Annotated in this window: 26 protein-coding genes; 11 read left to right on the top strand and 15 right to left on the bottom strand. The window is 58.5% G+C overall.

From position 1 onward, the window contains the following. Positions 1 to 26 precede the first annotated feature (26 nt). On the bottom strand, positions 27 to 965 hold the full coding sequence (mdh, locus tag ACJ8IJ_RS15225; protein WP_442518765.1) for a malate dehydrogenase: 939 nt from the start codon (positions 963 to 965) through the stop codon (positions 27 to 29). A gap of 464 nt (positions 966 to 1,429) precedes the next feature. On the opposite strand from mdh, the gene argR reads away from it, so the two are divergent. The 3 genes from argR to yhcN (ACJ8IJ_RS15210) all read left to right on the top strand — a co-directional run bounded on the left by argR (position 1,430) and on the right by yhcN (ACJ8IJ_RS15210) (position 2,951). Next, positions 1,430 to 1,900 carry a transcriptional regulator ArgR gene (argR, locus tag ACJ8IJ_RS15220; RefSeq protein ID WP_004933572.1) on the top strand — a complete coding sequence of 157 codons (471 nt, stop codon included), beginning with the start codon at positions 1,430 to 1,432 and terminating at the stop codon, positions 1,898 to 1,900. A 403-nt stretch (positions 1,901 to 2,303) separates the two neighbouring features. Then, entirely contained in the window at positions 2,304 to 2,567 is a 264-nt protein-coding gene (gene yhcN / locus ACJ8IJ_RS15215; protein WP_004933574.1) for a peroxide/acid stress response protein YhcN, read from the top strand. Between the two features lie 120 nt (positions 2,568 to 2,687). Continuing rightward, entirely contained in the window at positions 2,688 to 2,951 is a 264-nt protein-coding gene (gene yhcN, locus ACJ8IJ_RS15210; protein WP_004933578.1) for a peroxide/acid stress response protein YhcN, read from the top strand. A 196-nt stretch (positions 2,952 to 3,147) separates the two neighbouring features. On the opposite strand, the gene mpl is transcribed toward yhcN (ACJ8IJ_RS15210), so the two are convergent. Next, a complete protein-coding gene (mpl, locus tag ACJ8IJ_RS15205) occupies positions 3,148 to 4,527 on the bottom strand; it encodes a UDP-N-acetylmuramate:L-alanyl-gamma-D-glutamyl-meso-diaminopimelate ligase (RefSeq protein WP_016929338.1) in 1,380 nt (459 codons plus the stop codon). A 169-nt stretch (positions 4,528 to 4,696) separates the two neighbouring features. On the opposite strand from mpl, the gene fbp reads away from it, so the two are divergent. Then, a complete protein-coding gene (gene fbp / locus ACJ8IJ_RS15200) occupies positions 4,697 to 5,701 on the top strand; it encodes a class 1 fructose-bisphosphatase (RefSeq protein WP_004933587.1) in 1,005 nt (334 codons plus the stop codon). Between the two features lie 45 nt (positions 5,702 to 5,746). Here the strand turns inward: fbp and ACJ8IJ_RS15195 are convergent, their stop codons facing one another. Then, positions 5,747 to 7,300, bottom strand: coding sequence for a methyl-accepting chemotaxis protein (locus ACJ8IJ_RS15195; protein ID WP_049186985.1), 1,554 nt, complete (start codon positions 7,298 to 7,300; stop codon positions 5,747 to 5,749). Positions 7,301 to 7,560: 260 nt separating this feature from the next. Between ACJ8IJ_RS15195 and ppa the strand changes: the two genes are divergently transcribed. Further along, positions 7,561 to 8,091 (top strand): inorganic diphosphatase, encoded by a 531-nt coding sequence (gene ppa, locus ACJ8IJ_RS15190; protein WP_004933594.1) that lies wholly within the window; start codon positions 7,561 to 7,563, stop codon positions 8,089 to 8,091. Between the two features lie 52 nt (positions 8,092 to 8,143). On the opposite strand, the gene ACJ8IJ_RS15185 is transcribed toward ppa, so the two are convergent. Genes ACJ8IJ_RS15185 through tamA form a run of 3 tightly spaced genes read right to left on the bottom strand, consistent with a single transcriptional unit; the run spans position 8,144 to position 14,027 of the window. Next, positions 8,144 to 8,491, bottom strand: a complete 348-nt coding sequence (locus tag ACJ8IJ_RS15185; RefSeq protein WP_004933596.1) for a gamma-glutamylcyclotransferase family protein — start codon at positions 8,489 to 8,491, stop codon at positions 8,144 to 8,146. Between the two features lie 2 nt (positions 8,492 to 8,493). Next, on the bottom strand, positions 8,494 to 12,312 hold the full coding sequence (gene tamB, locus ACJ8IJ_RS15180) for an autotransporter assembly complex protein TamB (protein ID WP_131164164.1): 3,819 nt from the start codon (positions 12,310 to 12,312) through the stop codon (positions 8,494 to 8,496). Then, complete coding sequence (tamA, locus tag ACJ8IJ_RS15175; RefSeq protein WP_249339672.1) at positions 12,309 to 14,027, bottom strand: autotransporter assembly complex protein TamA; 1,719 nt, start codon at positions 14,025 to 14,027, stop codon at positions 12,309 to 12,311. The genes tamB and tamA overlap by 4 nt, the downstream gene beginning before the upstream one ends. A 304-nt stretch (positions 14,028 to 14,331) precedes the next feature. Here tamA and msrA point away from each other — a divergent pair, with 304 nt between their 5' ends. Both msrA and ACJ8IJ_RS15165 read left to right on the top strand, forming a co-directional pair. Continuing rightward, positions 14,332 to 14,973 carry a peptide-methionine (S)-S-oxide reductase MsrA gene (gene msrA, locus ACJ8IJ_RS15170; RefSeq protein ID WP_442518764.1) on the top strand — a complete coding sequence of 214 codons (642 nt, stop codon included), beginning with the start codon at positions 14,332 to 14,334 and terminating at the stop codon, positions 14,971 to 14,973. A gap of 180 nt (positions 14,974 to 15,153) precedes the next feature. Then, positions 15,154 to 16,485, top strand: a complete 1,332-nt coding sequence (locus ACJ8IJ_RS15165) for a hemolysin family protein (protein ID WP_049186990.1) — start codon at positions 15,154 to 15,156, stop codon at positions 16,483 to 16,485. 69 nt (positions 16,486 to 16,554) lie between these two features. Here the strand turns inward: ACJ8IJ_RS15165 and ACJ8IJ_RS15160 are convergent, their stop codons facing one another. Further along, a complete protein-coding gene (locus ACJ8IJ_RS15160; RefSeq protein WP_004933604.1) occupies positions 16,555 to 16,761 on the bottom strand; it encodes a DUF1107 domain-containing protein in 207 nt (68 codons plus the stop codon). A gap of 331 nt (positions 16,762 to 17,092) precedes the next feature. On the opposite strand from ACJ8IJ_RS15160, the gene ACJ8IJ_RS15155 reads away from it, so the two are divergent. Continuing rightward, positions 17,093 to 17,650, top strand: a complete 558-nt coding sequence (locus tag ACJ8IJ_RS15155) for a YtfJ family protein (RefSeq protein ID WP_025159587.1) — start codon at positions 17,093 to 17,095, stop codon at positions 17,648 to 17,650. Between the two features lies 1 nt (position 17,651). On the opposite strand, the gene cysQ is transcribed toward ACJ8IJ_RS15155, so the two are convergent. Beyond that, the gene (gene cysQ, locus ACJ8IJ_RS15150; RefSeq protein ID WP_004933611.1) at positions 17,652 to 18,392 is read right to left on the bottom strand and encodes a 3'(2'),5'-bisphosphate nucleotidase CysQ; all 741 of its coding nucleotides are present in this window, start codon (positions 18,390 to 18,392) and stop codon (positions 17,652 to 17,654) included. Positions 18,393 to 18,647: 255 nt separating this feature from the next. Here cysQ and ACJ8IJ_RS15145 point away from each other — a divergent pair, with 255 nt between their 5' ends. Further along, complete coding sequence (locus tag ACJ8IJ_RS15145) at positions 18,648 to 20,600, top strand: bifunctional 2',3'-cyclic-nucleotide 2'-phosphodiesterase/3'-nucleotidase (protein ID WP_015376400.1); 1,953 nt, start codon at positions 18,648 to 18,650, stop codon at positions 20,598 to 20,600. 98 nt (positions 20,601 to 20,698) lie between these two features. Here the strand turns inward: ACJ8IJ_RS15145 and fklB are convergent, their stop codons facing one another. Then, entirely contained in the window at positions 20,699 to 21,319 is a 621-nt protein-coding gene (gene fklB / locus ACJ8IJ_RS15140) for an FKBP-type peptidyl-prolyl cis-trans isomerase (protein ID WP_004933618.1), read from the bottom strand. A gap of 267 nt (positions 21,320 to 21,586) precedes the next feature. Here fklB and ACJ8IJ_RS15135 point away from each other — a divergent pair, with 267 nt between their 5' ends. Then, on the top strand, positions 21,587 to 22,261 hold the full coding sequence (locus ACJ8IJ_RS15135; RefSeq protein WP_016929348.1) for an OapA family protein: 675 nt from the start codon (positions 21,587 to 21,589) through the stop codon (positions 22,259 to 22,261). 3 nt (positions 22,262 to 22,264) lie between these two features. On the opposite strand, the gene ACJ8IJ_RS15130 is transcribed toward ACJ8IJ_RS15135, so the two are convergent. The 5 genes from ACJ8IJ_RS15130 to rpsF form a co-directional block, all read right to left on the bottom strand. Then, positions 22,265 to 22,618: a DUF488 domain-containing protein gene (locus ACJ8IJ_RS15130; RefSeq protein ID WP_015376398.1), complete on the bottom strand. Its 354-nt coding sequence runs from the start codon at positions 22,616 to 22,618 to the stop codon at positions 22,265 to 22,267. A gap of 110 nt (positions 22,619 to 22,728) precedes the next feature. Then, positions 22,729 to 23,181, bottom strand: a complete 453-nt coding sequence (gene rplI / locus ACJ8IJ_RS15125) for a 50S ribosomal protein L9 (protein ID WP_004933629.1) — start codon at positions 23,179 to 23,181, stop codon at positions 22,729 to 22,731. Between the two features lie 39 nt (positions 23,182 to 23,220). Next, positions 23,221 to 23,448 (bottom strand): 30S ribosomal protein S18, encoded by a 228-nt coding sequence (gene rpsR / locus ACJ8IJ_RS15120; protein WP_000135199.1) that lies wholly within the window; start codon positions 23,446 to 23,448, stop codon positions 23,221 to 23,223. Positions 23,449 to 23,452: 4 nt separating this feature from the next. Continuing rightward, positions 23,453 to 23,770, bottom strand: a complete 318-nt coding sequence (gene priB, locus ACJ8IJ_RS15115) for a primosomal replication protein N (RefSeq protein ID WP_004933632.1) — start codon at positions 23,768 to 23,770, stop codon at positions 23,453 to 23,455. 8 nt (positions 23,771 to 23,778) lie between these two features. After that, complete coding sequence (rpsF, locus tag ACJ8IJ_RS15110; protein WP_004933634.1) at positions 23,779 to 24,177, bottom strand: 30S ribosomal protein S6; 399 nt, start codon at positions 24,175 to 24,177, stop codon at positions 23,779 to 23,781. A 453-nt stretch (positions 24,178 to 24,630) separates the two neighbouring features. Here rpsF and ACJ8IJ_RS15105 point away from each other — a divergent pair, with 453 nt between their 5' ends. Continuing rightward, the gene (locus tag ACJ8IJ_RS15105; protein WP_004933636.1) at positions 24,631 to 24,897 is read left to right on the top strand and encodes a DUF1471 domain-containing protein; all 267 of its coding nucleotides are present in this window, start codon (positions 24,631 to 24,633) and stop codon (positions 24,895 to 24,897) included. A gap of 99 nt (positions 24,898 to 24,996) precedes the next feature. Here the strand turns inward: ACJ8IJ_RS15105 and ACJ8IJ_RS15100 are convergent, their stop codons facing one another. Beyond that, positions 24,997 to 25,356 (bottom strand): hypothetical protein, encoded by a 360-nt coding sequence (locus ACJ8IJ_RS15100; protein WP_033645683.1) that lies wholly within the window; start codon positions 25,354 to 25,356, stop codon positions 24,997 to 24,999. Positions 25,357 to 25,407 lie beyond the last annotated feature (51 nt).

Below are 25,407 nucleotides of genomic sequence, written 5' to 3'. Positions count from 1 at the left end.
GTTTATCGGCTGACTATCGGTGTCGATCAGTTATTGATGAACTTCTCGCCCAGTTCGATATCTTTATGCAGCACGTCCAGCATCTCGTTCAGTGCTTTCTGCTCGAAGACGCTCAGGGTGCCGATATCTTTGCGTTCTTCAACGCCGTTCTTGCCCAGCACCAGCGGCTGCGCGAAGAAGCGAGCGTATTTGCCGTCGCCTTCAACGTAAGCGCATTCCACAACGCCTTTCTCGCCCTGCAGCGCACGCACCAGAGACAGACCGAAACGGGCGGCCGCCTGACCCATGGACAGCGTTGCAGACCCGCCGCCGGCTTTGGCTTCCACCACTTCAGTGCCGGCGTTCTGAATACGTTTGGTCAGATCCGCCACTTCCTGATCGGTGAAGCTCACGCCAGGGATCTGCGACAGCAGAGGCAGGATGGTCACGCCAGAGTGGCCGCCGATCACCGGCACGTTCAGTTCTTCAGGCTGCTTGCCTTTCAGCTCGGCCACGAAGGTATTGGAACGGATGATATCCAGCGAAGTCACGCCGAACAGTTTGTTCTTGTCGTAAACGCCGGCTTTTTTCAGCACTTCCGCCGCGATGGCGACCGTGGTGTTAACCGGGTTGGTGATGATGCCGATGCAGGCTTTCGGGCAGGTTTTCGCCACTTGCTCAATCAGGTTACGCACGATGCCGGCGTTAACGTTGAACAGGTCAGAGCGATCCATGCCTGGCTTACGGGCCACGCCGGCGGAAATCAGCACCACGTCCGCACCGTGCAGAGCCGGAGTCGCGTCTTCGCCGCTGAAGCCTTTGATTTTAACTGCGGTTGGGATGTGGCTTAAGTCGACGGCAACGCCTGGGGTAACGGGGGCAATGTCGTAGAGAGAGAGTTCAGAACCTGAAGGAAGCTGGGTTTTGAGTAGAAGGGCGAGGGCCTGGCCGATACCGCCAGCAGCACCGAGAACTGCAACTTTCATCCTATACTCCTTTATTATCTTAAATATATAAAGCGCCGTGAATGTGTTGGTTACGGACCTTAAGTTATTACACCTATCAAAACAATAAATTAGCCAATTCTTGCCTGCAGGTGTAATAAAACGGCCGCTGTCGCGCCCATTTTAGATTAAATCGCTTACGCATGAAGGGCATAGCGCACACTAATCAAAAATAGTGCGAGGTTATTCACGAGCAAGTTAACCGGCCGTTACATTACACCCTTACGCAACATCAGAACAACATCATTTTAATAACATTTTATTTACCAGCGCAGGCCGATTTTCCGTCGTCAAAAGGGCATATTCATCGCGGCCGGATTTTGTTAAAATGCCGCCCTTTCCTCGCCGTCCGGTCATTTTTATTTTCTTTGGGGCGGCCTTTGTTGCATAAAAATTCATCTATATGCATAATCATGACTTCCACTATCAACATTCCACGGTGCAAAATGCGTAATCCCGCAAAACAGGAAGATCTGATCAAGACGTTCAAAGCGTTATTGAAAGAAGAAAAATTCAGTTCTCAAGGCGAGATCGTTTTGGCGCTGCAAGAAGAAGGCTTCGAAAACATTAACCAATCCAAAGTATCGCGCATGCTGACCAAGTTCGGCGCGGTACGTACGCGCAATGCCAAAATGGAAATGGTGTATTGCCTTCCTGCCGAACTCGGCGTGCCGACCACCACCAGCCCATTGAAGAATCTGGTGCTCGACGTCGACCATAACGATGCCGTCGTGGTGATCCACACCAGCCCGGGCGCCGCACAGCTGATCGCCCGCCTGCTCGACTCACTGGGTAAATCCCAGGGCATCCTCGGCACAATTGCCGGCGACGACACGATTTTCGTCACCCCGTCCAACGGCTTTACCGCTCAGAAGCTGCATGAAGCGATCTTGGGCGTGTTCGAACAAGAGCTGTGAAACCTGGCGCTAACAAAGTGCGGCTGTAAACCGCATTTTGTTAGCGCTTCTTTAACCCTCGCGTTACCTTCCCAGCCTTCAACCGCGTTTAACACTGCTTTTTTATCCCGCAACAACACATTTCCATGACATCTCTATGTAACCAGCAGTACCGACTGTGATCTTCCGCACTTTTGGTCAAAATCACTTACCTTATTGAAATTACATAAATTTAACATCAAAAGATCGTTTTATGAGCGTTTTTTATTCCTTACGGTTATAAAAAATAAGGATCATGAGGTTAAAGTTTCACTAGCAACTGTTAGCGAACTATTAATTTTTCGCGTTACTAGCTGTATACTCATTTTCGTGAACTGAATCACAGTTCGTTGGAACTGATAAAAGAATACGATGAGGTGAGATGATGAAAATTAAAGCTACCGTTGCAACCCTGAGCGTTCTGTCCATGCTTTCCTTTGGTGCATTCGCAGCACAATCTGTTGATGCAACCCAGGCCGCAAAACTGCAGCCCGCCGGTGTGATCACCGTGAGCGGCGTCGCCGCTGCGCCTTCCGACATTCGCCAGGCACTGTCCGACAAAGCTGACGCCAAAGGGGCGACCGCTTACCGCGTGATCGAAGCGCGCAACGACGGCAACTTCCATGCGACCGCTGAAATCTACAAATAAGTAACGGCATTACCCGGCAACGGGCAATACATCTCTGGAATCAAACGCTGTCATAACGGCCTTCAAGAATAAAAATCGCTGCCAAGCCCTTCCAGGCTGTTATGACCAAGGATCGCTATCATGAACATGAAAACTACTGTTGCTGCACTCGGTTTGCTGTCCGTCATCTCCTTCGGCGCGTCTGCCGCCCAGTTGGTGACTAACGATCAGACCGCCAATCTGCAATCTATCGGCACCATTACCGTCAGCGGCATCGACGGCGCGCCGACCGACATTCGCCAGGCGTTGTCGGAGAAAGCCGACGCGAAAGGCGCGACCGCCTACCGCGTGATCGAAGCCCGTAACGAAGGCAACTACCACGCCACCGCCGAGATTTACAAATAACAACTCTGGGAACGGCTTTGCAGAGCTGATTACCCTCGTCACTGCCACTGCCGAGTTCTGACGCAAACGCCGATTTCCCAGAGACCCTCTCGTCGTCCTATCCGACGAACCCCGTTGCCCTCGCTCGCGAGGGCTTTTTTATGGGCGTAAAAAAGGCCGCGAATGCGGCCCTTTGTTGGCTGATGCGGCTAAGCGATCAGTAGGTCACCTTCGGTTCCTGCTTTTTCGCCAGCGCGTCCAGCAGGCGATCGTGAATGCCGCCAAAACCGCCGTTGCTCATCACCAGAATGTGGTCGCCCGGCTGTGCGGTTTTCACCACCATCTCCACCAGCGTGTCGAGATCCGCGCTCCAGTGCGCCGGCTGCACGCAGGCATCCGCCACTTCCGCGACCTGCCACGGAATGTGGTGCGGCTGGAACAGGAACACTTCGTCGGCACGGCCGAGCGAAGGCGCCAGATCGTTTTTGCTGATGCCCATTTTCATGGTGTTGGATCGCGGTTCCAGCACCGCCAGAATGCGCGCCGTGCCGCCGACCTTGCCGCGCAGCGCGGCCAGAGTGGCCAGGATCGCCGTCGGGTGGTGCGCGAAATCGTCGTAAACCGTGACGCCGTTGGCTTCGCCACGCAGCTCCAAGCGGCGGCGGGCATTGATGAAATCGCCCAACGCGCGGCAGGCGTCCGCCGGCTGCACGCCGACGTGGCGAGTCGCGGCGATGGCCATCAGGCCGTTATGCATGTTGTGCTCGCCCACCAGCGCCCAGTTCACTTCGCCAACCTGCTCGCCGTCGAGGAACACCGCGTAATGGCTGGCGTCCGGCGTCAGCTTCTGCGCGCGCCAGGCGCCCTCTTCGCCCACCAGCTCCTGTTCGCTCCAGCAGCCCATCGCCATCACCTGCTTCAGGTGGCTGTCGTTGTCCGGCAGGATGATTTTGCCTTTGCCCGGCACCAGACGCACCAGGTGGTGGAACTGTTTCTGGATGGCTTTCAGATCGTCGAAAATATCGGCGTGGTCGAACTCCAGGTTGTTCATGATCAGCGTGCGCGGGCTGTAGTGCACGAACTTGGAGCGCTTGTCGAAGAACGCGCAGTCATACTCGTCGGCCTCGATCACGAAGAACGGGCTGCCGCCGAGGCGGGCCGATACGTCGAAGTTGCCCGGCACGCCGCCGATGACGAAGCCCGGCTGGTAGCCGCAGGCTTCGAGGATCCAGGTCGCCATGCCGGCGGTGGTGGTTTTGCCGTGGGTGCCGGCGACCGCCAGTACCCAGCGATCGCGCAACACGGCGTCGTGCAGCCACTGCGGGCCGGAAACGTAAGGGATACCACGCTCCAGCACCGCCTCCACGCACGGGTTGCCGCGCGTCATGGCGTTGCCGATGATCACCAGATCCGGCGCCGGATCCAGCTGGGCGGGATCATAACCCTGAATCAGATCGATCCCCTGGTTCTCCAGCAGCGTGCTCATCGGCGGATAGACGTTGGCGTCCGAACCGGTGACGTCATGCCCCAGTGAGCGCGCCAGCATCGCCAGCCCGCCCATAAAGGTGCCACAGATCCCAAGAATGTGAATGCGCATAGGTTTCTCATGTGAGTGCATCGAATGTCGGCATATTCTAACGCTCAGAATCGTCCAGAAGAAATGGATTTGCCTATGAATGGCGCGCATCTTTGGGCTACACTGCACGCGAAAACGTTGGCGGTTTGTTAACAGGCCGCTATCCATCCGTAGATTCAGGGATTGTGTCATGAAAACGTTAGGCGAATTTATCGTCGAGAAACAGCACGACTTCTCTCACGCCACCGGCGAGCTGACCGCGTTACTTTCTGCAATTAAACTGGGCGCCAAAATCATCCACCGCGACATCAACAAGGCCGGCCTGGTTGATATTCTGGGAACCAGCGGGGTGTCCAACGTACAGGGCGAAGTTCAGATGAAACTGGACCTGTACGCGAACGAAAAACTGAAAGCGGCGTTGAAAGCGCGTGGTGAAGTTGCGGGTATCGCTTCCGAAGAAGAAGATGAAATCGTGATATTCGACGGCGAGCGAGCTGAAAATGCCAAGTATGTCGTATTGATGGATCCGTTGGACGGTTCGTCCAACATCGATGTCAACGTCTCGGTCGGTACGATTTTCTCTATCTATCGTCGCATCACGCCGGTCGGCACGCCGGTGACCGAAGAAGACTTCCTGCAGCCGGGCAGCGCCCAGGTCGCAGCGGGTTACGTGGTTTACGGCTCGTCCACCATGCTGGTGTACACCACCGGTTACGGCGTCCACGCCTTCACGTACGATCCGTCTCTGGGCGTGTTCTGTCTCTCTCACGAGAAAGTGCGCTTCCCGGCGAGCGGCAACATGTATTCCATCAACGAAGGCAACTACATCAAGTTCCCTCTCGGCGTGAAGAAATACATCAAGTACTGCCAGGAGCAGGACGAAGCGACGCAGCGCCCTTATACCTCGCGCTACATCGGTTCTCTGGTGGCGGACTTCCACCGCAACCTGCTGAAAGGCGGCATCTACATTTACCCAAGCACCGCCAGCCACCCGCAAGGCAAGCTGCGCCTGCTGTACGAATGCAACCCGATGGCGTTCCTGGCCGAACAGGCCGGCGGCAAGGCCAGCGACGGCAAAAATCGCATTCTGGACATCACGCCGGTGAAACTGCACCAGCGCGCGCCATTCTTCGTCGGCACCAAGTCGATGGTAGAAGACGCAGAACGCTTCATCGCCGAAAACCCGGACGAGTAACGCGTTACTGGCAAGGGTTCGGCGCCGCGCCGAACCCTTATCGCCTTACAGCTTGAACGCCGCCATGCTCTGCGCCAGCAGCTGAGCCTGATCTTCCAGCGAGCGCGTCGCCGCCGCCGACTCTTCCACCAGCGCCGCATTCTGCTGCGCCACCTGATCCATCTGCGCCACCGCCAGGTTTACCTGTTCGATACCGCTGCTTTGTTCGCGCGTCGCCGCCGAGATCTCACGCATCAACGCCGTCACCCGGCCCACTTCACCGGTGATACCGCTCATGGTCTGCGCCGCCGACTCCACCATCTGCTCGCCTTCCTGCACCCGGTTCTGCGACGCTTCGATCAACCCTTTGATCTCTTTCGCCGACTGGGCGCTACGCTGCGCCAGATTGCGCACTTCGCCGGCCACCACCGCGAAACCGCGGCCCTGTTCGCCGGCGCGCGCCGCCTCCACCGCTGCGTTCAACGCCAGGATATTGGTCTGGAAGGCGATGCCGTCCATCACGCTGATGATGTCGGCAATACGGCGCGAGCTGTCGGTGATCGCCTGCATCTTGCTCATGACCTGACTGACCACGTCGCTGCCCTGGTTGGCGATATCGGACACGCTCAACGCCAGTTGGTTGGCCTGCTCGCAGTTCTCGGCGTTCATTTTCACCGTCGAGGTCAGCTGTTCCATGCTGGCGGCAGTCTCTTCCAGCGAAGCGGCCGATTCTTCGGTGCGCTGCGCCAGATGCAGGTTACCGGCCGCCAGTTCGCGTGAACCGGTGTCGATCTGGCTGCTGGCGTCACGCACTTTGCTGACCGAATTGGCCAGCGCCTGCTGCATGCGCTGCATCGCCCGCACCAGGCGGCCCATCTCGGTATCGCCCTCGCCGCGGATCTCATGGGTCAGATCGCCGCCGGCGATGTATTCCAGCTGCGCGATGGACTCATCCAGCGGACGCAAAATGATCACCCGCAACGCAAACCAGGCCAGCACCGCCAGCAGCACGCTGAGCAGGCCCGCCACCACGATCAGCGAGATCTTGGTGCTGGCGTTGCTTTCCGCGTCATGCACCTGCTGGGCGCCGAGCTTCATGGCGAAGCTGCGGAAATCGGTGAGATCCTTTTCAAACGCGATGCTCAAGGCGGAAATGCGCGTCTCCTGGATATGGTAATACTCATCGATCTTGCCGGCCTTGATGGCGGCGGCCATCGGCTTCACGCCCTGCTCCAGATAGGCGCGATAGCTGTTTTGCAGACGATTGGAGAGTTCGCGGCCGCGCTCGGTCACGGTGCCGACGCCGACAAAGCGCGCCATTTCCTTGTTCGACTGTTCGAGGTAACCGTAGATGCGGCCCACGGTGGCGTCGGAGACATCAGTCTGGCCGATCTCCCGTTGGCGCACCGCCAGCGAAGCGGCGGTTCGGGCGCGCAGCGTCAGGTTGGAGCTGTTGGCCAGCGAGCCCAGCTCTTCGCCGAGGATCTGGTTCAAGGTATGGATCGAGCGCGATCCTTCGTTAATCGCGTTGACGCCAATAACGCTGACCATGATCAGCAGCATGGTCATCAGGCTCAGCAGGGCGATCAGCCCAGCCTTCACCGTAATCTTTTTTAGCATGAGTTCTTCCCGGCTTCAGAATAGTGAGATCAGACGTAGTAGGGGTGGCAAAACGCGGAGCCAGCTTTGCTGGCTCATTATTGTTTGTTGAAGTTATCGGCAGGCGGAGGCAAAACTTCATGCCGCGGCGGGATTAATCTGGAAATTCTCCGCGCGCAGAGACACTGGGTTTTCGACGATGAAAAGGGCAGGAAATCGCAAAAGAGTCCGCTATAATAGCCGCCACTCCATTTCTGGTTTGATGATTAAAGGAAACCGACATGAGCTTGAATCTGGTCCCAGCTGGCAAAGACCTGCCGGAAGACATCTACGTAGTAATCGAAATCCCGGCCAACGCCGATCCAATCAAATACGAAATCGACAAAGAAACCGGCGCGCTGTTCGTTGACCGTTTCATGTCCACCGCGATGTTCTACCCATGCAACTACGGCTACATCAACCACACTCTGTCTCTGGATGGTGATCCGGTTGACGTGCTGGTCCCAACCCCATATCCGCTGCAGCCGGGCTCCGTGATCCGCTGCCGTCCGGTTGGCGTGCTGAAGATGACCGACGAAGCCGGTGAAGACGCCAAGCTGGTTGCGGTACCGCACAGCAAGCTGACCAAAGAGTACGATCACGTGAAAGACGTGAACGACCTGCCGGAACTGCTGAAAGCCCAGATCGCTCACTTCTTCGAGCACTACAAAGATCTGGAAAAAGGCAAATGGGTGAAAGTGGAAGGCTGGGCAGACGCTGCCGCAGCTAAAGCGGAAATCATCGCCTCCTTCGAACGCGCTGCCAAGAAGTAATTTTCGCCGCCGTCCGATGAAAAAACACCGCTCATTGAGCGGTGTTTTTTTATTACTGATCTTCGAGGCGTTTCAGCCAGTCACCGCTGGTAATTCGCGGGTAACCGTCCACGCTGTGTTTATACAGGTAGATCCACGCACTCCCATAAGGCGTCTGAATCAGCTCGCGCTTATAGTCCTTGGTGTTGCTTTTCAGTTCGTCCAGCTCTGCCAGAATCGATGAGTTAATACGATACACTTCGCAATGTATCGTGCCCTCTCCAGGGATCGCCGCCGGGTAATGGCCCAGATTATAAATCTGATAGCCTTCGAGCTCGTGCTCGCCGAGCCATTGGGCGTTGGTCATCCAATGGCTGTTTCCCTGTTTGCGCCGTAAACTGCCGTAGACAATTATTCGCATCGCTAAAACTCAAACTGATAGAGCAAATCTAATGCCTGGTCGAGACCAGACACCGCTTCAAGATACAACTTAGGCATCAGGCGATAACGCAACGTCAGCGTGGCCAGCGAGTCGAAAATGCCCACCCCATATTTTACTTGTAAGCCTGGGAGGACATAGCCGCTCACGACAACCTGGGAATTGTCGCCAACCCCCTGAGTGTCCAGAGCCAAATTACTCACGCCGAATGCCTCGCCGATTTTACCCACAAGTTGACCACTTTGTGCAACCCCCATGCCGATTAACATCGACGTCATGGCGTTGCCGTCGGCGCCGGAACTGCTTAAGCCCTGACCGCGCAGCAGATAAGACAGGGCTTCCTGTTGCGATTTGGCCGGATCGGAGAACACTTCCAGCTTCGGCGCATCCGCCAGGCCGGTCACGCGCACGCCGGCGGTCACGTCGTCCTCGGTGGATTCCGGGTTGCGGATCGCCTCGATATTGAGCAGCGGCTGATCCGGCGGGCCGGAGAACATCAGCTGCCCTTTACGCACGATCAAATCCTGACCATAAGCATGGAAGCGACCGGAAGGGATGTCAATCTGGCCATTGAGGCCCAGCCCTTTCTTGTCCTGCACCACTTTCAAATCGCCCTTCAGGCGGGCTTTCAGGCCGAAGGCGTCCAGCCGCACGTCGTTGCCGACGTGGATCATCAGATTGCTGTTGATCGGGATCGAGGCGGTCTTCGGTTGAATCGGCTTCAGCTGATCGTCCAGCATCACCTCGTCGGAAGAGACGCCCACCGCGCTTTCCGGCAGTTCCTGCACCGTGATGCGCGCCCAGGGAATATCGACCTTGCCGTTGAGCGAGAACAGCTGCGGCGTGGCTTCGAACACCAGATCCGGCGACACGTCGATGCGGATCATCGGCGGCACCGTCACCCGCAGCTTGTCGCCCTTGGCGGCAATGCGCGCGCGCCAGGCATTGATGTCACGCCAGTCGGCATCGCCCGCCAGATTCAGCTGGCCGCGCGTGGTGCTGAGCAGCCCTTCCAGCGTCGAGGTCATGCCGTTGAAATTCACCGCCAGCCGCGCGTCGGTCATATCGAACGGCATCCAGTGCCCCTGCACCTTCGCCCGATCCAACGCCAGACGCCCGAACACCAGCGGCTTCTGCGCGCTGCCGCCCAGACGCAGGTTGGCGTTCAGCATGCCCGCCGCGCTTTCGCCCTTCATCAGCGCCGGGTTGATCAGCGCCAGCGAGATGTTGGTGATATTGACATTGCCGCTGATGGTGCGCCGCACCTGCGGATCCGCCACCTGGATATTGCCGTCGAACTGGCCGTTGTTGGTCAGTTTGATCCGCCAGTCGGCCTGCGCGCGGCCGTTGTTCAGGCCGGCGTTGAGGGTCAGCGTATCGAAGGCGATCGGCAGCGCATTGCCCTGCACCTGCTGCACCACCTTGACGCCGTTGCCGGCCAACGTGACCTTCGCCTCCGGCAGCGCGCCGCCCGGTTTCCAGCTGACGTCGGCCCGGCCGGTGAACACGCCGCTCAGGGCGGTCTCCGGGCCGAGGAACGGCTTGATCATCGCCAGATCGAACCGGTTGAGCACCACGCTGGCCTGGCCGCTCTGGCCGGCTTCGATGGTCTTCGGCACGCACAACTCGGCGTTCGGGTTCTGCCAACAGTGCGGCCCGATGCTGATTTTCTGCGCGGTGTTCAGGTAGTCCAGCGCGATGGCGCGCGTCAGGCGCCACTCCCCTACCGGCGTATCGAAGCGGGTATTGTTCAAATTGCCGCGCCAGCGCTGCTGCTGACGATCGAAGCTGCCCTGCAGCGCCAGCTGGCCGGAGACCGGTTTGCCGTCGATCTTCAGCTGCAGCTGATGCTGCTTCTCGCTGCCTTTGGCGTCGAGGGTCAGCAGGCTGACTTCCAGCGCGTCCTGCTTCAGCTGCTCGACGCGTACCGCCAGCTGCCCCTGGATCTGATCCGTGGAGCGCACGTCGCCGTCGATCTTCACCCGGTTGATGCGCAGCGCCTGCCACTGCAAACCGGAGGCGGTCAAATCCGCCAGCAGCTGAGGCGCCTGCAGATTGCCGCGCAGCTTCAGCAGCCCTTTGGCGGTGCCGCCCAGGCCCGGCAGCGCGCCGTCCAGACGCGGCGCGTCGATGTTGGCGTCCAGGTTCCAGCTCTTCTCGTCCAGCTGTCCTTTGACGTTCAGCTGGTTGCGCCCCAGCGTCAGATCGATGCCGGGGATTTTCCACTGCCCGGCGGCGTTGCCGCTCAGCGTGCCGCGCGCCGTGACCTTGTTCTGCTTCACGTTGCCGTCCAGCTGCAGCACCGGCACCTGCAGCTGCCAGCTGCCGCCGTGCAGGCTGCCGCGCGTGGTGATCTTGCCGTCGAGTTTCGCCGGCCATTCCGGCCACTGCTTGGCGGTATTGATGCCGCTCAGCGTCAATTGCGAGTTCCAGCTGATGGCCTTGCTCCAGTCCACCAGCGCGGTGAGATCGGTATTGCCCTGCAGCGCCGCCAGGCGCAGGCGCTCCAGCTTGAACTGCTCGACGTTGCCTTTGCCGTCCAGCGTCAGCACCGCCGGCGGCAGATCCTGGCCTTTCAGATTGGCGCGCGTCGACAGCGCATAGTCGGTCGCCTTGCCGTTAAAGCGCAGGCGGAAATCGTTAACCTGGTACTGCGCCTCGCCGCTCAGCGGCCATTTCAGCTGTTTGCTCTGCAGCGTCAGCGCCAGCGGCAGGCCGGCTTCGGCCAGCCGGGTTTGCACATCGAGCTGGGCGCCGACCGGGCCGGACAGGTTCAGCGCCACCTTCAGCTCATCGCGCAGCCCACCGCCGATGTTCAGCTTCACCTTCTCGCCCTTCAGCGGCTCGATATTCAACGCGCTGTTGGCGGTCAGCGCCACCGGCCAGTCGCCGGTCAGGGTCGCTTGCCCCTGCACCGACAGCGTGCCCTGCGGCGACTTCACGTCGAAGTTGTCCAGCTGGATATGCTGATCCTGCGTGCTGGCCTGCAGCAACAGACTCGTGATCAGCACGTCGGTATCGCCGGTCAAGCGCAGCTGTTCGCCGCTGATCTCTTTCACGGTGATATCCAGCGGCAGACGGATGTCCGGCAGATCCGGCAACAGCGGTTTGGCGAACAGTTCCTTCAGCGTTTCGCCGAGCGGCTTCTCCTCCGGCTGCGGCGCCGGTTTCGCCGCGTCGGTAACCTGCTCACCGACCTTTTTCGCCACCTCGACCGCCGGTTGCACCGCTTCCGGCAACGGATTTTGCGGCGTTTTCGGCAAGGCAATCAGCAACGAGCCGATTTTGGTTGGCATCAGCGTCAGCGCGCGCTCTTGCCACTGCGCGCCGGTGCGGAACTCGGCCAGAGAAATGGCGGTGTCGTCGACGGTGACCTTGACGTTATTCAGCGCCAGCAGGCGCAGGGTGATCGGATAAGGGGTGCTGAGATTGGTGGTCGGTTCACTGCTCTCCTCCACCGGCGCGGAGGGCGCCATCTCTTTGGTGTTCACCGCCACGTCCACGTCCTGAGCGGTCAAGGCGTTAACGCACAGCGAGCTGCGTTTAAAGCAGGAGAGATCGAGGGAGAGATGGAACTGCCCGGCGTTGACCGTCACGCCCGGCATCTGATACTTCACGCCCTTCAGCGTCAGATCGCGCCAGCCGCCGCTGACGCCGGCGATCTCCAACCCCGGCACCCAGCGCGCCGCGCCGTTGATGACCATATGCAAACCGGTGGTGGTCCCCACCAGGAAGGCCAGGCCGCCGATCAGCAACAGCAGAATGACCAGAAATCCGAGGCAAATCTTTTTAACCAGGCTCATAGTTCAGGCCCCAAACCGATGTAGAACTGCATCCCGTGGGTGTCCTTGTCCCCCACGGGCGCGGCGATATCCAGCTTCACCGGCCCCACCGGCGACTGCCAGCGCACGCCTACGCCGGCGCCGGTCTTGAAGTTGCTCTGCTTGATATCGTTCACCGCTTCACCGGAATCGACGAACATCGCCCCCCACCATTTGCCGGTCACGTTGTATTGGTACTCCAGCGAGCCGGTCAGCATCTTGGAAGCGCCGGTCAGCTTGCCGTCGTCGCCGCGCGGCGAAATGTCTTTGTACTTGTAGCCACGAATGCTGCGGTCACCGCCGGCGAAGAAGCGCAGATCCGGCGGCACCTTGTCGAAGTCGTTGGTTTCGATCCAGCCCACCTGCCCGCGCGCTACAAAGCGATGCTTGTCGGCCAGGGTGCGGATCCAGACGTTCTGCGCCTGCATCAGCGCGAAGTCCACGCCGGAGCCCCAGGAAGTGTCGGACACATCGATGGAATAGCGTTGGCTGTCGCCCCAGGTCGGCATCAGCCCGCCGCGCGAACGGGTGCGGTTGAAGCTGACGCCGGGGTACAGCAGCATGGTGGTGTTGCTGACGTTGCCCTGGGTAAAGTTATCCCAGCGCCAGGTCAGGTTGATCGCCCGCTGCCAGCCGCTGGAGAGATCCCAGTTGCGCGAGGCCACCACTTTGGAGGTCACGGATTTGGTGTCGTTAAGATCGACGTTCTTGAGCCCGCCCTGCAGCAGGTAATACTGCTCCAGCGGATTCTTGAGCAGCGGGATCTTGTAAGTCAGATCCAGCTGCTGCTCCGGCGCCGACACGCTGGCGCTGGTTTCCAGGCTATGCCCGCGATCGTTGAGCCAGGGCTTTTTCCAGGTGCCTTTCACCCGCGGGCCGACGTCGGTGGAATAACCGATACCGGTTTCGACGGTGTTGCGCGTGCGCGGGGTCACCAGCGCGTCCAACGGCAAAATCTTGTTCTCTTTGGCATCGTTGAAATCAGGGGACACCACCACCGAGTTGAACCAGTTGGTAGCGGACAAACGGCGGTTCAGCTCGGCCAAATCCTCCGAACTGTAGTAATCCCCCTGATGAAAGGGCACCAGATTTTGCAGATAGTCTTCGCGAATTTGCGAACCGGTGAATTTCACCTTGCCGAAGCGGTAACGTTCGCCGCTGTTAAAATCGATATCCCAAAACGCCTTGTGCAGATCTTCGGCCACGCCGAGCTGGCTTTTGGTCATGTCGGCGTCGAAGTAGCCTTTGCGCAGCGCCAGGCCGGTCAGCGAGCCTTTGAAACTGTCATACTTGCCGTGGTTGAGGATCTCGCCGATGGTCGGCCGCCCCTTCTTTACCAGCGTCAGGTAGTCCTCATCGGTCTTTGCGCCACCTTCCAGCACGATGTTGGCGCCGGCGATGCGCACCGGCTCGCCCGGATTGACCTTGGCATGCAGCACCGGGCGCGACATCCCCGGCCGATCGTCCAGCGTAAACTCGATAGTCGGCTGATAATAGCCGAGCGCGCGCAGCCCCTGGCGCACCGCCTCGTCCACCCGTGCGCGGAAGCGGCCGTCGGTGCCGACCTCTTCAGGCGTGATCGACGACAGCCGCACCCGGACGTTTTTTTCCAACTCTCCGCTTAACCCCTCCACCTGCAGCCGCACGTTCGCCGCATAGGCTGCAGGTGCCGCAAGCAACACAGATATCAAGCACATGACCGGGTACTTTGGCACGTGTTCTCCTTATTGATTTTACTGTCCTGTTATGGTGTTCGCTCCGGGGCCAGGGCAGACTCCGCGCTATCATGACGGCAGCCCTCTTCAACCTTCTTCCGGACGCCGCCCGCCGCGCTTTGCCACTACCGCGCAACAGGCGAATTCTTCACTTTTGGCGCTCAAAATACTGCGTTAAGCTTATACAAAATCCAACTTGCCGCTTATTGTGGGCAAAGACGCGGTGAGATACAACCGAACCGCCGCCATGTAGGGTCAATTCTTACTGTGACAACAGGAGTCAACCGTGGTGCCATTTTTTGATAAATCACAAACCGTCGATAAGGCAAGCGCGCTGCCTGGCCGCACCACGCCAATGCCTGTCGCAACGCTCAACGTCGTCACCGAACACTCGATGACTCAGGTGCCGGCCGGCATGGAGGTGGCGATTTTCGCCATGGGCTGTTTCTGGGGCGTTGAGCGCCTGTTCTGGCAACAGCCGGGCGTCTACAGCACTGCCGCCGGCTACAGCGGCGGCTATACGCCGAACCCGACCTACCGCGAAGTGTGCAGCGGCCAGACCGGCCACGCCGAAGTGGTGCGCGTGGTGTTCGATCCGCAGGTCGTCAGCTACAAACAGCTGCTGCAGCTGTTCTGGGAAAATCACGATCCGGCGCAGGGCATGCGCCAGGGCGGCGACGTCGGCACGCAGTACCGCTCGGCGATCTATACGCTGAGCCCAGAGCAGCAGACCGAGGCGGAAAGCAGCCTGCAACGCTTCCAGCAGGCGATGGATGCGGCGGGCGATAAGCGCGTCATCACTACCGAGATCGCGCCGGCGCTGCCGTTCTATTACGCGGAAGACGATCATCAGCAGTACCTGTTCAAAAACCCGGAAGGCTACTGCGGGCTGGGCGGCATCGGCGTTTGCCTGCCGCCGCAGGGCTGATTTGATGCCGGCCGGCGGCACTTTTTTAACCGCTGGCGGCCCCTGTGGGGCAACTGCTATACTATGCGGGCCGCTTCTGCGGCCCGATAGCTTCCCTTCTGGTTGTTATCGCTGCTTTTTTTACTATGTACTACCCTTCCTCAAGAGCGCCGGCATCCCGTCGGCACGTATGGATAGATTATGTTAAACAGTATTTTACTGATTCTTTTTCTGATCGCGGTGAGTGCGTTCTTCTCACTGTCGGAAATCTCTCTGGCCGCCTCGCGCAAGATCAAACTGAAGCTGATGGCTGACGAAGGTAACGTCAACGCCGCCAGAGTGCTCAAGCTGCAAGAAACCCCTGGCATCTTTTTCACCGTGGTGCAGATCGGCCTGAACGCCGTGGCCATCCTCGGCGGTATCGTCGGCGACGCGGCTTTCTCGCCCACTTTCAAGGTGTTGTTCGATCGTTTCCTGTCGCCCGAATTGGCGGAACAGGTCAGCTTCATCTGCTCTTTCGTGCTGGTGACCAGCCTGTTTATTCTGTTCGCCGATTTGACCCCGAAGCGCATCGGTATGATTGCACCAGAGACGGTCGCCGTCCGGATCATCAACCCGATGCGTTTCTCCATCATGATCTTCCGCCCGCTGGTGTGGTTCTTCAACGGCATGGCCAACCTGATCTTCCGTATGTTCAAGCTGCCGATGGTGCGTAAAGACGACATCACCTCCGATGACATCTATGCGGTGGTGGAAGCCGGCGCCCTGGCGGGCGTACTGCGCAAGCAGGAGCACGAGCTGATTGAAAACGTGTTCGAACTGGAATCGCGCACCGTGCCGTCTTCGATGACCTCGCGCGAAAGCGTGGTGTACTTCGATCTGCGCGAAAGCGAAGAGAGCATCAAGGAGAAAGTCTCGACTCACCCGCACTCCAAGTTCCTGGTGTGCGACGGCCATATCGATCAGGTGGTCGGCTACGTCGATTCCAAAGACCTGCTGAACCGCGTGCTGGGCAACCAAAGCCTGGTGCTGAGCAGCGGCGTGCAGATCCGCTCGGCGCTGATCGTGCCGGACACGCTGACGCTGTCCGAAGCGCTGGAAAGCTTCAAAACCGCCGGCGAAGACTTCGCGGTGATCCTCAATGAATATGCGTTGGTGGTGGGCATCATCACCCTTAACGACGTGATGACCACGCTGATGGGCGATCTGGTCGGCCAGGGCCAGGAAGAGCAGATCGTGGCGCGCGACGAAAGTTCATGGCTGATTGAAGGCGGCACGCCGATCGACGACGTGATGCGCGTGCTGGATATCGACGAGTTCCCGCAGGCGGGCAACTACGAGACCATCGGCGGCTTTATGATGTATATGCTGCGCAAGATCCCGAAACGCACCGACTTCGTCAAATACGCCGGCTACAAGTTCGAAGTGGTGGATATCGACAGCTACAAGATAGACCAGTTGCTGGTCACCCGGCTGAGCGACAAGCCGGCGGCGGTGCTGCCGAAAGCGCCGGACGACACGTCTGCGGCCTGACGGCGGTAAGACAAAAACATCAGCGGCCCCATCGGGGCCGCATTTTTTTTACCGCTGTCAGCGAGGTGCTCACCCCATCTCGGTCTGCAACAGCAGCACCTGACGGTTCACTTCAGACATCACGCTGAAATGGCGCTTGTCGCGAATCTTCGGCGGCAGGATTTTCCCCTCGTCGAATTCAAATGCGCCCACGTCCTTGATATACAGCCTTCCGCGAAACAGGGTCTTAACGTACTTTGCCACTTTCAAAGGGTTATAACGCTGGAAGATTCTCATTCTTTTACGCTCCTCCCGTTGATCCATGCGCTCAGCGAGCCGCCAAAGGTGGCAGCCTCGAAATTCAGAACGCAACTTGATTGCATGTAGTAGACCCAGTAAAGACCAGAACGTTCACTTCTGCCCGGATATCTACGCTGGATTTACACTTTTTGACAGAATTGTATATGATAATTTATAACGTTTTCAGGATATCCCTTCAAAATCTGATGATTAGCGAACCAAGGGAAAATCTGCGATCCGGTTAACAGGACAGACCTCTTATCACATCCTATGCTTTAGGCTGTCGAAGTGCTGTCGCACAAATTCCCCCCCATTACAAGGAGAAAGCATGAAAACAAGTCGCATGCTGATGGTATCCCTGCTGCTCGCCCCGCTTTTCGCTTCCGCGCACAACTTCCAGCTCCAGCAGCGCGTGGCGCCGGTCGGCGTCAGCGACAAAGGAGAGCTCAATTACGCTGACGGTAATTTTAGCTACCAAAACTGGAACAGCGCGCAGCTCAGTGGAAAAGTGCGAGTGATACAACATATTGCCGGCCGCAGCTCCGCCAAAGACATGAACGACCCACTGATTGAAGCGATCAAGAAGGCGAAGCTACCACACGATCGTTACCAAACGACGACAATCGTCAACACCGACGATGCCCTGATGGGCACCGCGATGTTCGTGCGCAGCAGCATTGAAGACAGCAAGAAGGAGTTCCCATGGTCGCAGTTTATCGTCGACAGCGACGGCAACGTGCGCAAAGCCTGGGATCTGCAGCCAAAAGGCTCCGCCATCGTGGTGCTGGATAAGCAAGGGCGCATCCAGTTCGCCAAAGACGGCGCGCTGACGCCGGAAGAGGTGCAGCAGGTGATGTCCAAGCTGCACCAGCTGTTGGCGAACTAACTCAGAACAGCGACACCCGGAAGCCGGGGTTGAGGAAAGATTCACGCGGGGTATAGAGCAATGGCTTACCCTGCCAATCGTGAATTTGCGCCCCGGCGGCCACCGCCACCGCATGCCCTGCAGCGGTATCCCAAATGTTGGTCGGCCCGAAGCGCGGATAGAGCTGCGCTTTGCCTTCCGCCACCAGACAGAACTTCAGCGAGGAACCGACTGACACGGTCTGGTGCTCGCCCAACTGCTGCAAATAATCTTTCAGTTCGTCATCGATATGCGAGCGGCTCACCACCACCAGCGGCGGATGCGCGTTGCTGACGCCGATCGCCTGCCGCACGCCCTTCTCTTCTTTCCAGGCCTTGCCGCGCTCCGCCAGATACAACACGTCGATCGCCGGGGCATACACCACACCCATCACCGCCTGCCCGTCTTCAATCAGGGCGATATTGACCGTGAACTCACCATTGCGATGTAAAAACTCTTTGGTGCCGTCCAACGGATCGACCAGCCAGTAGCGCGTCCAGCTGCGGCGCTCTTCCCACGCCGGCGGATCCTCTTCCGACAGCAGCGGCACCTCCGGCGTCAGGGCCGCCAGGCCGCGCTTGATGATGTGATGCGCCGCCAGATCGGCCGCCGTCACCGGTGAGTCATCTTTTTTCTGTGCGACATCAAGCGGTTGTTCGCCGTCGTACACCGCCATGATCGCCGCCCCCGCCTCGCGGGACAGTTGGCAAATTCGCTCTAACATCATGCACCTCAACTCTGCATCTCCGTGGGAAATTTCCCTCTGTCTCTGCTAGCAGACTAGTTTTTTTTACGCCGAATATCCATCTCAACCGCCTAAGCCTCGGGAATTCCTCATTTCTTGTTGGGCACAACTGTGAGCTTCCCCGCGTTACCCGCCGCCATTTTCTGCCACACTTCACAGTTTACTGTGGCAAGCAGTGTTAATTACATTTCCCTCTGCGATAACACTCGAATAATGGAATGGAGAGAATCCCAAATGATGAAGCATCCACTGACGCTGTCCGCGCTTGCGCTGCTGGTGTGCGCCTCCGCGCAAGCGGCCACCGTCGATCTGCGCGTGCTGGAAACCACCGATCTGCACAGCAACATGATGGACTTCGATTACTACAAGGACACGCCGACCGACAAGTTCGGCCTGGTGCGCACCGCCAGCCTGATCCAACAGGCGCGCCAGCAGGCCGCCAACGCGGTGTTGGTGGACAACGGCGACATCATTCAGGGCAGCCCGCTCGGCGACTACATGGCGGCCAAGGGGCTGAAACCGGGCGACGTGCACCCGGTCTATAAGGCGATGAACACGCTGGACTACGTCGTCGGCAACATCGGCAACCATGAGTTCAACTATGGGCTGGACTACCTGAAGAACGCTATCGCCGGCGCCAAATTCCCGTATATCAACGCCAACGTCATCGACGCCAAAACGCAAAAACCGCTGTTCACGCCGTACATCATCGTCGATACGCCGGTGAAAGATCGCGACGGCAAGGCGCATACGCTGCGCATCGGCTACATCGGCTTCGTGCCGCCACAGATCCTGGTGTGGGACAAAGCCAACCTGCAGGGCAAAGTGACGGTGGACGACATCACCGCCACCGCCAAACGTTACGTGCCGCAGATGCGTAAAGAGGGCGCCGATCTGGTGGTGGCGATCCCGCATTCCGGGCTGTCCAGCGAGCCTTACAAGGCGATGGCGGAAAACTCGGTCTATTACCTCAGCCAGGTGCCGGGCATCGACGCCATCATGTTCGGCCACGCCCATGCGGTGTTCCCGAGCAAGGACTTTGCCAACATCAAAGGCGCGGATATCGACAAAGGCCTGCTGAACGGCGTGCCGGCGGTGATGCCGGGCCAATGGGGCGATCATCTCGGCGTGGTCGACCTGCAGCTCAACAACGATGGCGGCAGCTGGAAAGTGACCGCCGCCAACGCGGAAGCGCGGCCGATCTACGACAAAGAGAACAAGAAATCGCTGGCGGCGGAAGACGCCGCGCTGGTGAAAGTGTTGGCGGACGATCACAAGGGCACGCGCGAGTTCGTCAGCCAGCCGATCGGTAAATCCGACGGCAACATGTACAGCTACCTGGCGCTGGTGCAGGACGATCCGACGGTGCAGATCGTCAACAATGCGCAGAAAGCCTACGTCGAACATTACATCCAGGGCGATCCGGACCTGGCCGATCTGCCGGTGCTGTCGGCGGCAGCGCCGTTCAAGGTCGGCGGCCGCAAGAACGATCCCGCCAGCTTCGTCGAAGTGGAAAAAGGCCAGCTCACCTTCCGCAACGCCGCCGATCTCTATCTCTACCCCAATACGTTGGTGGTGGTGAAGGCGAGCGGCAAAGAGGTGAAAGAGTGGCTGGAGTGCTCCGCCGGCCAGTTCAACCAGATCGACGTCAACAGCGCCAAGCCGCAGGGCTTGATCAACTGGGACGGCTTCCGTACCTATAACTTCGACGTGATCGACGGCGTCAACTACCAGATCGACGTCAGTCAGCCGGCGCGCTACGACGGCGAATGCCAACTGATCAACGACAAGGCGGAGCGTATCAAGCAGCTGACCTTCAACGGCAAGCCGATCGATCCGAACGCCACCTTCCTGGTCGCCACCAACAACTACCGCGCCTACGGCGGCAAATTTGCCGGCACCGGCGACCAACATATCGCCTTCGCTTCGCCGGATGAAAACCGCTCGGTGCTGGCGGCCTACATCAGCGCCGAAACCCAGCGGCATGGCGCGGTGCGCCCGCAGGCGGACAACAACTGGCGTTTGGCGAACTTCAGCAGCCAGCAGCCGCTGGATATCCGCTTCGAAACCTCGCCTTCGGACAAAGCGACAAGGTTTATCAAAGAGCACGCCCAATATCCGATGAGCGCCGCAGGCAGCGACAGCATCGGCTTCGCGGTTTATCGCATCGATTTAAGCGGTAAGTAACACGGTTTATGGCCGGCGCGCCCGGCCATTCATCGCTCGCCTGCGCGGCGCATAAAATAAGGGCGCCACGAAGGCGCCCAGAACAATCCTCGGTGGGATTACAGGATTTCCAGCAGCTCGACGTCGAACACCAGCGCGCTGAACGGCGGGATGGACGCGCCTGCGCCACGCTCGCCGTAGGCCAGGTTGTGCGGGATATACAGCTGCCATTTGGAGCCGACCGGCATCAGGGTCAGCGCTTCGATCCAGCCTGGGATCACGCCGCTGACCGGGAATTCTGCCGGCTGGCCGCGTTCAACCGAGCTGTCGAACACGTCGCCGTTGATCAGACGGCCGGTGTAGTGCACACGCACGCGATCCTGACGGGACGGGATTGGGCCGTTGCCCTGCTCCAGTACGGAGAACTGCAGGCCAGACTCGGTCAGCGTCACGTCGTCGCGCTTGGCGTTGTCGTCCAGGAATTTCTGGCCTTCAACCGCCATCGCCTGCTGGCGCTCGCGGCGCACCGCGTCCGCACGCTCGTGGATTTCACGCAGCGCACGGTGCACCACGTCTACCGGAACCGCCGGGGCATTCCCTTCCAGCGCGTCACGCAGACCCGCCAGCAAAGCTTCCGGTTGCAAACCTTCCAGCCCGGACTCTTGCAGCTGCTGGCCGACCTGTAAACCAATCCCGTAACTTGCTTGCGCTTCAACGCTGTCAAAAGAAGGGGTTGTCATGGGGTTTTCCTTAAGTCTGTAAAAAGTCGAAAGCGCAGCATAACAGCGCGTCAATGCCGGGTAAAATCTTGTGTGGAGAATGATGACTTTTGTCGTAGAAAAAGAAACAATAACCTTCTGTTAACGCCCGCAGCCGCAACCCCCGGCTCTGCCGCTCAGCCGCCTTTCACTTCAATCAGTTAGCGGACTATACTGAAAGCAGGATATCGGGCAGGCGACGCGTTTGCCGCGCCGCACTGATTATTACGCCGTCGAAGAGAGGTCACCATGGGCAGAATCGCGCCCAGGAGAAGGAAAACCACCCGCATCTACCAGCCGCTGCTGCGCACCTGGCTGAACATCAGCCAGCGCCTGAAACCGGGCGCCGCACCCACGGCTGAAGGCGCGGAACCGCCATCGGAGCCGCCGTCGGCCAACGACAAAATGCAGCGGGTCAAAGCGCTGCTGATTAAAGTCTGGCATCTGCCGGACGGTTTCCATTGGATGGAACCGCTGCCCTACTTTCATCGCCGCTGGGTGCTGATCTTCGGCATCATTCTGCTGCTGGCGTTGCTATGGCCCTACTCGCCCGAAAGACAGCCGTTCCCGGTCTCTCAGCAGGAAACCAGCGTGCCGCTGCAGGCCGAGCTGCAAAACGGCGGTAGCGCCGCCACGCCTGCCAACGAACCGACGCCGGCGGGCAACTGGCAGCGTTATCAGATCCAGCCCGGCCAGACCCTGGCCCAACTGTTTCGCGACAACAATCTGCCGGTGAATGAAGTGTTCGCCATGGCACAGGTGGAAGGCGGCGACAAGCCGCTGAGCAACATGAAAGCCGGCCAGGAAGTGCGCATCGAACGCGACGCCAACGGTGTGATTAGCGCGCTGTCGGTCACCACGGCAGACAACAGCCAGGCGCTGTTCCGCCGCCAGGCCGACGGCAGCTACCGCCGGGAACGCTAATCTCTACAGCTGCGCCAGCAGAAACTCGCGCAGCACCACGCCCTGATTGTGCTCGGTATCTTTGCTGCCATACAGCAGCGTCAGCGTTTGCCCCTGCCGTAACAGCGCCACCAGCGGCTGCCAGGCGTCGTTGGCCGCCAGCTGTTGGCGATAGCGCGTCTCAAAGGCTTCCCACTGGTCGGTATGCTGATGGAACCACTTGCGCAGCTCGTCATCCGGCGCCACCTGTTTCAACCACTGCACGCCCGTCAACCGCTCTTTGCTGATGCCGCGCGGCCATAGCCGGTCTATCAGATAACAGTGTTCCGGCGCCGGCGCGCTGAAATCGTAAACCCGCTGTAGCGTAATCGTTGCCATCGCACGCTCTCCTTTTCATCCCGTCTTCAAGCGTAGCGCGTTTTGCCGGGCGCAGAAAAGCAAAACGCCAGCGCGAGGCTGGCGTTTTAACCGGTTAACAGCAGCGTAAATTACGCTTCTGCAACCACAACTACATTCAGCTGTGCGAACACGTCGCTGTGTACCTGGAAGTGCACTTCGTGCTCGCCAGTGGTACGCAGAACGCCGTTCGGCAGACGAACTTCGCTCTTGGCAACTTCAACGCCTGCCGCAGTCACTGCGTCAGCGATGTCGCGGGTGCCGATAGAGCCGAACAGTTTACCTTCGTCGCCAGATTTGGAAGCGATGGTGACTGAACCCAGTTCGTTGATCTTGGTTGCGCGAGCTTCAGCAGCAGCCAGAACGTCAGCCAGTTTGGCTTCCAGTTCAGCACGGCGTGCTTCGAAGAACTCAACGTTTTTCTTGGTAGCAGGAACAGCTTTGCCCTGTGGTACCAGGAAGTTACGAGCGTAGCCCGCTTTAACGTTAACTTGATCACCCAGGCTGCCCAGGTTTGCTACTTTATCAAGCAGAATAACTTGCATTACCTTATCCTCTCAAAGTCGTTAATGGACAGTGGCCGATTACTGATGACGATCAGTGTACGGCAACAAAGACAGGTAGCGCGCGCGCTTGATAGCACGGGCCAGCTGGCGCTGATATTTTGCACGAGTACCGGTGATACGGCTCGGTACAATTTTACCACTTTCGGTGATGTAGTTTTTCAGCGTAGCGATGTCTTTATAGTCAATCTCTTGAACGCCTTCCGCGGTGAAACGGCAGAACTTGCGACGACGGAAATAACGTGCCATTTGGCTAGTCTCCAGAATCTATCAATTCAATCTGCTCGGCATGCAGAACCAATTTGCTCAGCCCGTTGCGCCCTTGATGGCAGCTTACAAAGCCTTGCACGGTAATCTGACTGCCGACCGTTAATCTTTGAGTTAGTGCTTGTGACTGTTGTCCGCTGACAACCACGGGCATTCGGCACCATGCTTGTCTGCTGAATCCGGCTTCCGTCTGCTGCGAACGGTGCTCTAGCACAAATTGGCAGTGCGGTATCCCGGAAGGACTCACTTTTCGAACCGGCGCCTTGCACACAGTGCCCGACAAAACCAGACGATTAGCCGTCACGGCGGCAATTACTCTTCAGAATCCCCAGCATCTGCATCATCTGCGGTTTCGTTAGCGAAGTCTTCGCGGCGATCGCCACGACGTTCGTCTTTCGCTTTAACCATCGGAGATGCTTCGGTTACCGCGTGCTTAACGCGCATAACCATGCTGCGGATAACGGCGTCGTTGAAGCGGAAGTTAGTTTCCAGCTCATCGATCGCTTCCTGCGGCGCTTCAACGTTCAGCAGAACGTAGTGAGCTTTGTGCAGTTTGTTGATCGGATAAGCCAGCTGACGGCGGCCCCAGTCTTCCAGACGGTGAATCTGACCTTGCGCGTTAGTGATGGTAGCACTGTAACGCTCGATCATGCCCGGAACCTGTTCGCTTTGGTCAGGATGGACCATAAAAACGATTTCGTAATGACGCATCGAATTGCTCCTTACGGATTATTCAGCCTCCTGTCAGGGTCAACCGCGGCCCATGGAAGCAAGGAACGTGTTTAGTGTGCGGCTGAAAAATGACGCGTAATCATACTGACGCAGGGCGGGAAACTCAAGGACTGCGTGGGTTTTATTCGCGTTAATGCGAGGCGCTATGGGAAATAGCACGATTTGCTCGTGAGTGAACCTATGTACGCCGATCCATCAGTTTCAAAAATCTTTCAATGAAATCAGCGTTGAGTCACAAATCTATTTCACTTTTTTTGAAAGACGCCTTCAAAACACCCCGCTTTTTAATCGCCGGCAACGGACTAAAATTAACCATATCCGCCGCAGACAGCGCGACGAAAAAGATCCCAGGTTATTCAATGCAGATAAATGACTTTTTGCCGCAGCGACACTCGCTGTCAGGCCGTAACGGCAAAAAGTAAGAGAGGCACTATGAAACGCATTATTCTCGCGACGGCGCTGGCCGCCTTGTTCTCCGCCAATGTGATGGCCGCGACGGAGATCACCTCGCACCAGGCCGATCAACGCCAAAGCGTCGGCTTCGTCACCCTGAACCAGAATGTGGTTTCGCCGGACGACGCCAGCAGCCAGGTCAGTAAAATCGCCGACCAACGCGGCGCAAGCTCTTATCGCATCATCGCCCTGCACGAACCGGGCGACAACAGCACGATGCACGTCAGCGCCGAGCTGTACCGCTAAAGAGACGCGCCACGCCAGGGAAATCCCAGGGCTTCATCAGAAAGCCCGTTCAGTCCGCACCGGAGCGCCGCCCGTTGGGCGCTCCGCTTCCCCCGCCAATCAGAGCTTGAGCAACGCCGGCGCATTGAGCGCCTTGCCCGGATTGTGCAACTGCAACGCCATCCGCAGATAGTGGGTGCGCATTTGCAGCAGATCGGCACTTTCCGCCAGGGTCGCCCGCTGTTCGAACGAGAGTGCTCCCGGCGCCGCAGTGTGAGTGGCCGCCGCTTTCGGCGCGAAAGAGAACAGTGCCGTCATGTTTTGCACCGTATGCGCGGTAATGCGCGACAGCGGATGCACCTTGCCGTCGGCTGCCTCCAGCATCTCGCTGAAGGCCGCTGAGTTAAGCTCGGCGCGCGCTTTCATCGTTCCCATCAAACTGCGATCGGCGTCGGCCGTCTTGCTGATACCCTTTATCATGCCCTGCTCCTTGCTGCTCCAGAAAGAATTCACGCTGACATTCTCCCCTTC

Origin of the sequence: Serratia sp. CY40230, from assembly GCF_052168835.1 — a bacterium.
GTDB lineage: Bacteria > Pseudomonadota > Gammaproteobacteria > Enterobacterales > Enterobacteriaceae > Serratia > Serratia nematodiphila.
The sequence above is the reverse complement of the archived record's forward strand: the minus strand, read 5'-3'. Positions and strand labels throughout refer to the sequence as shown.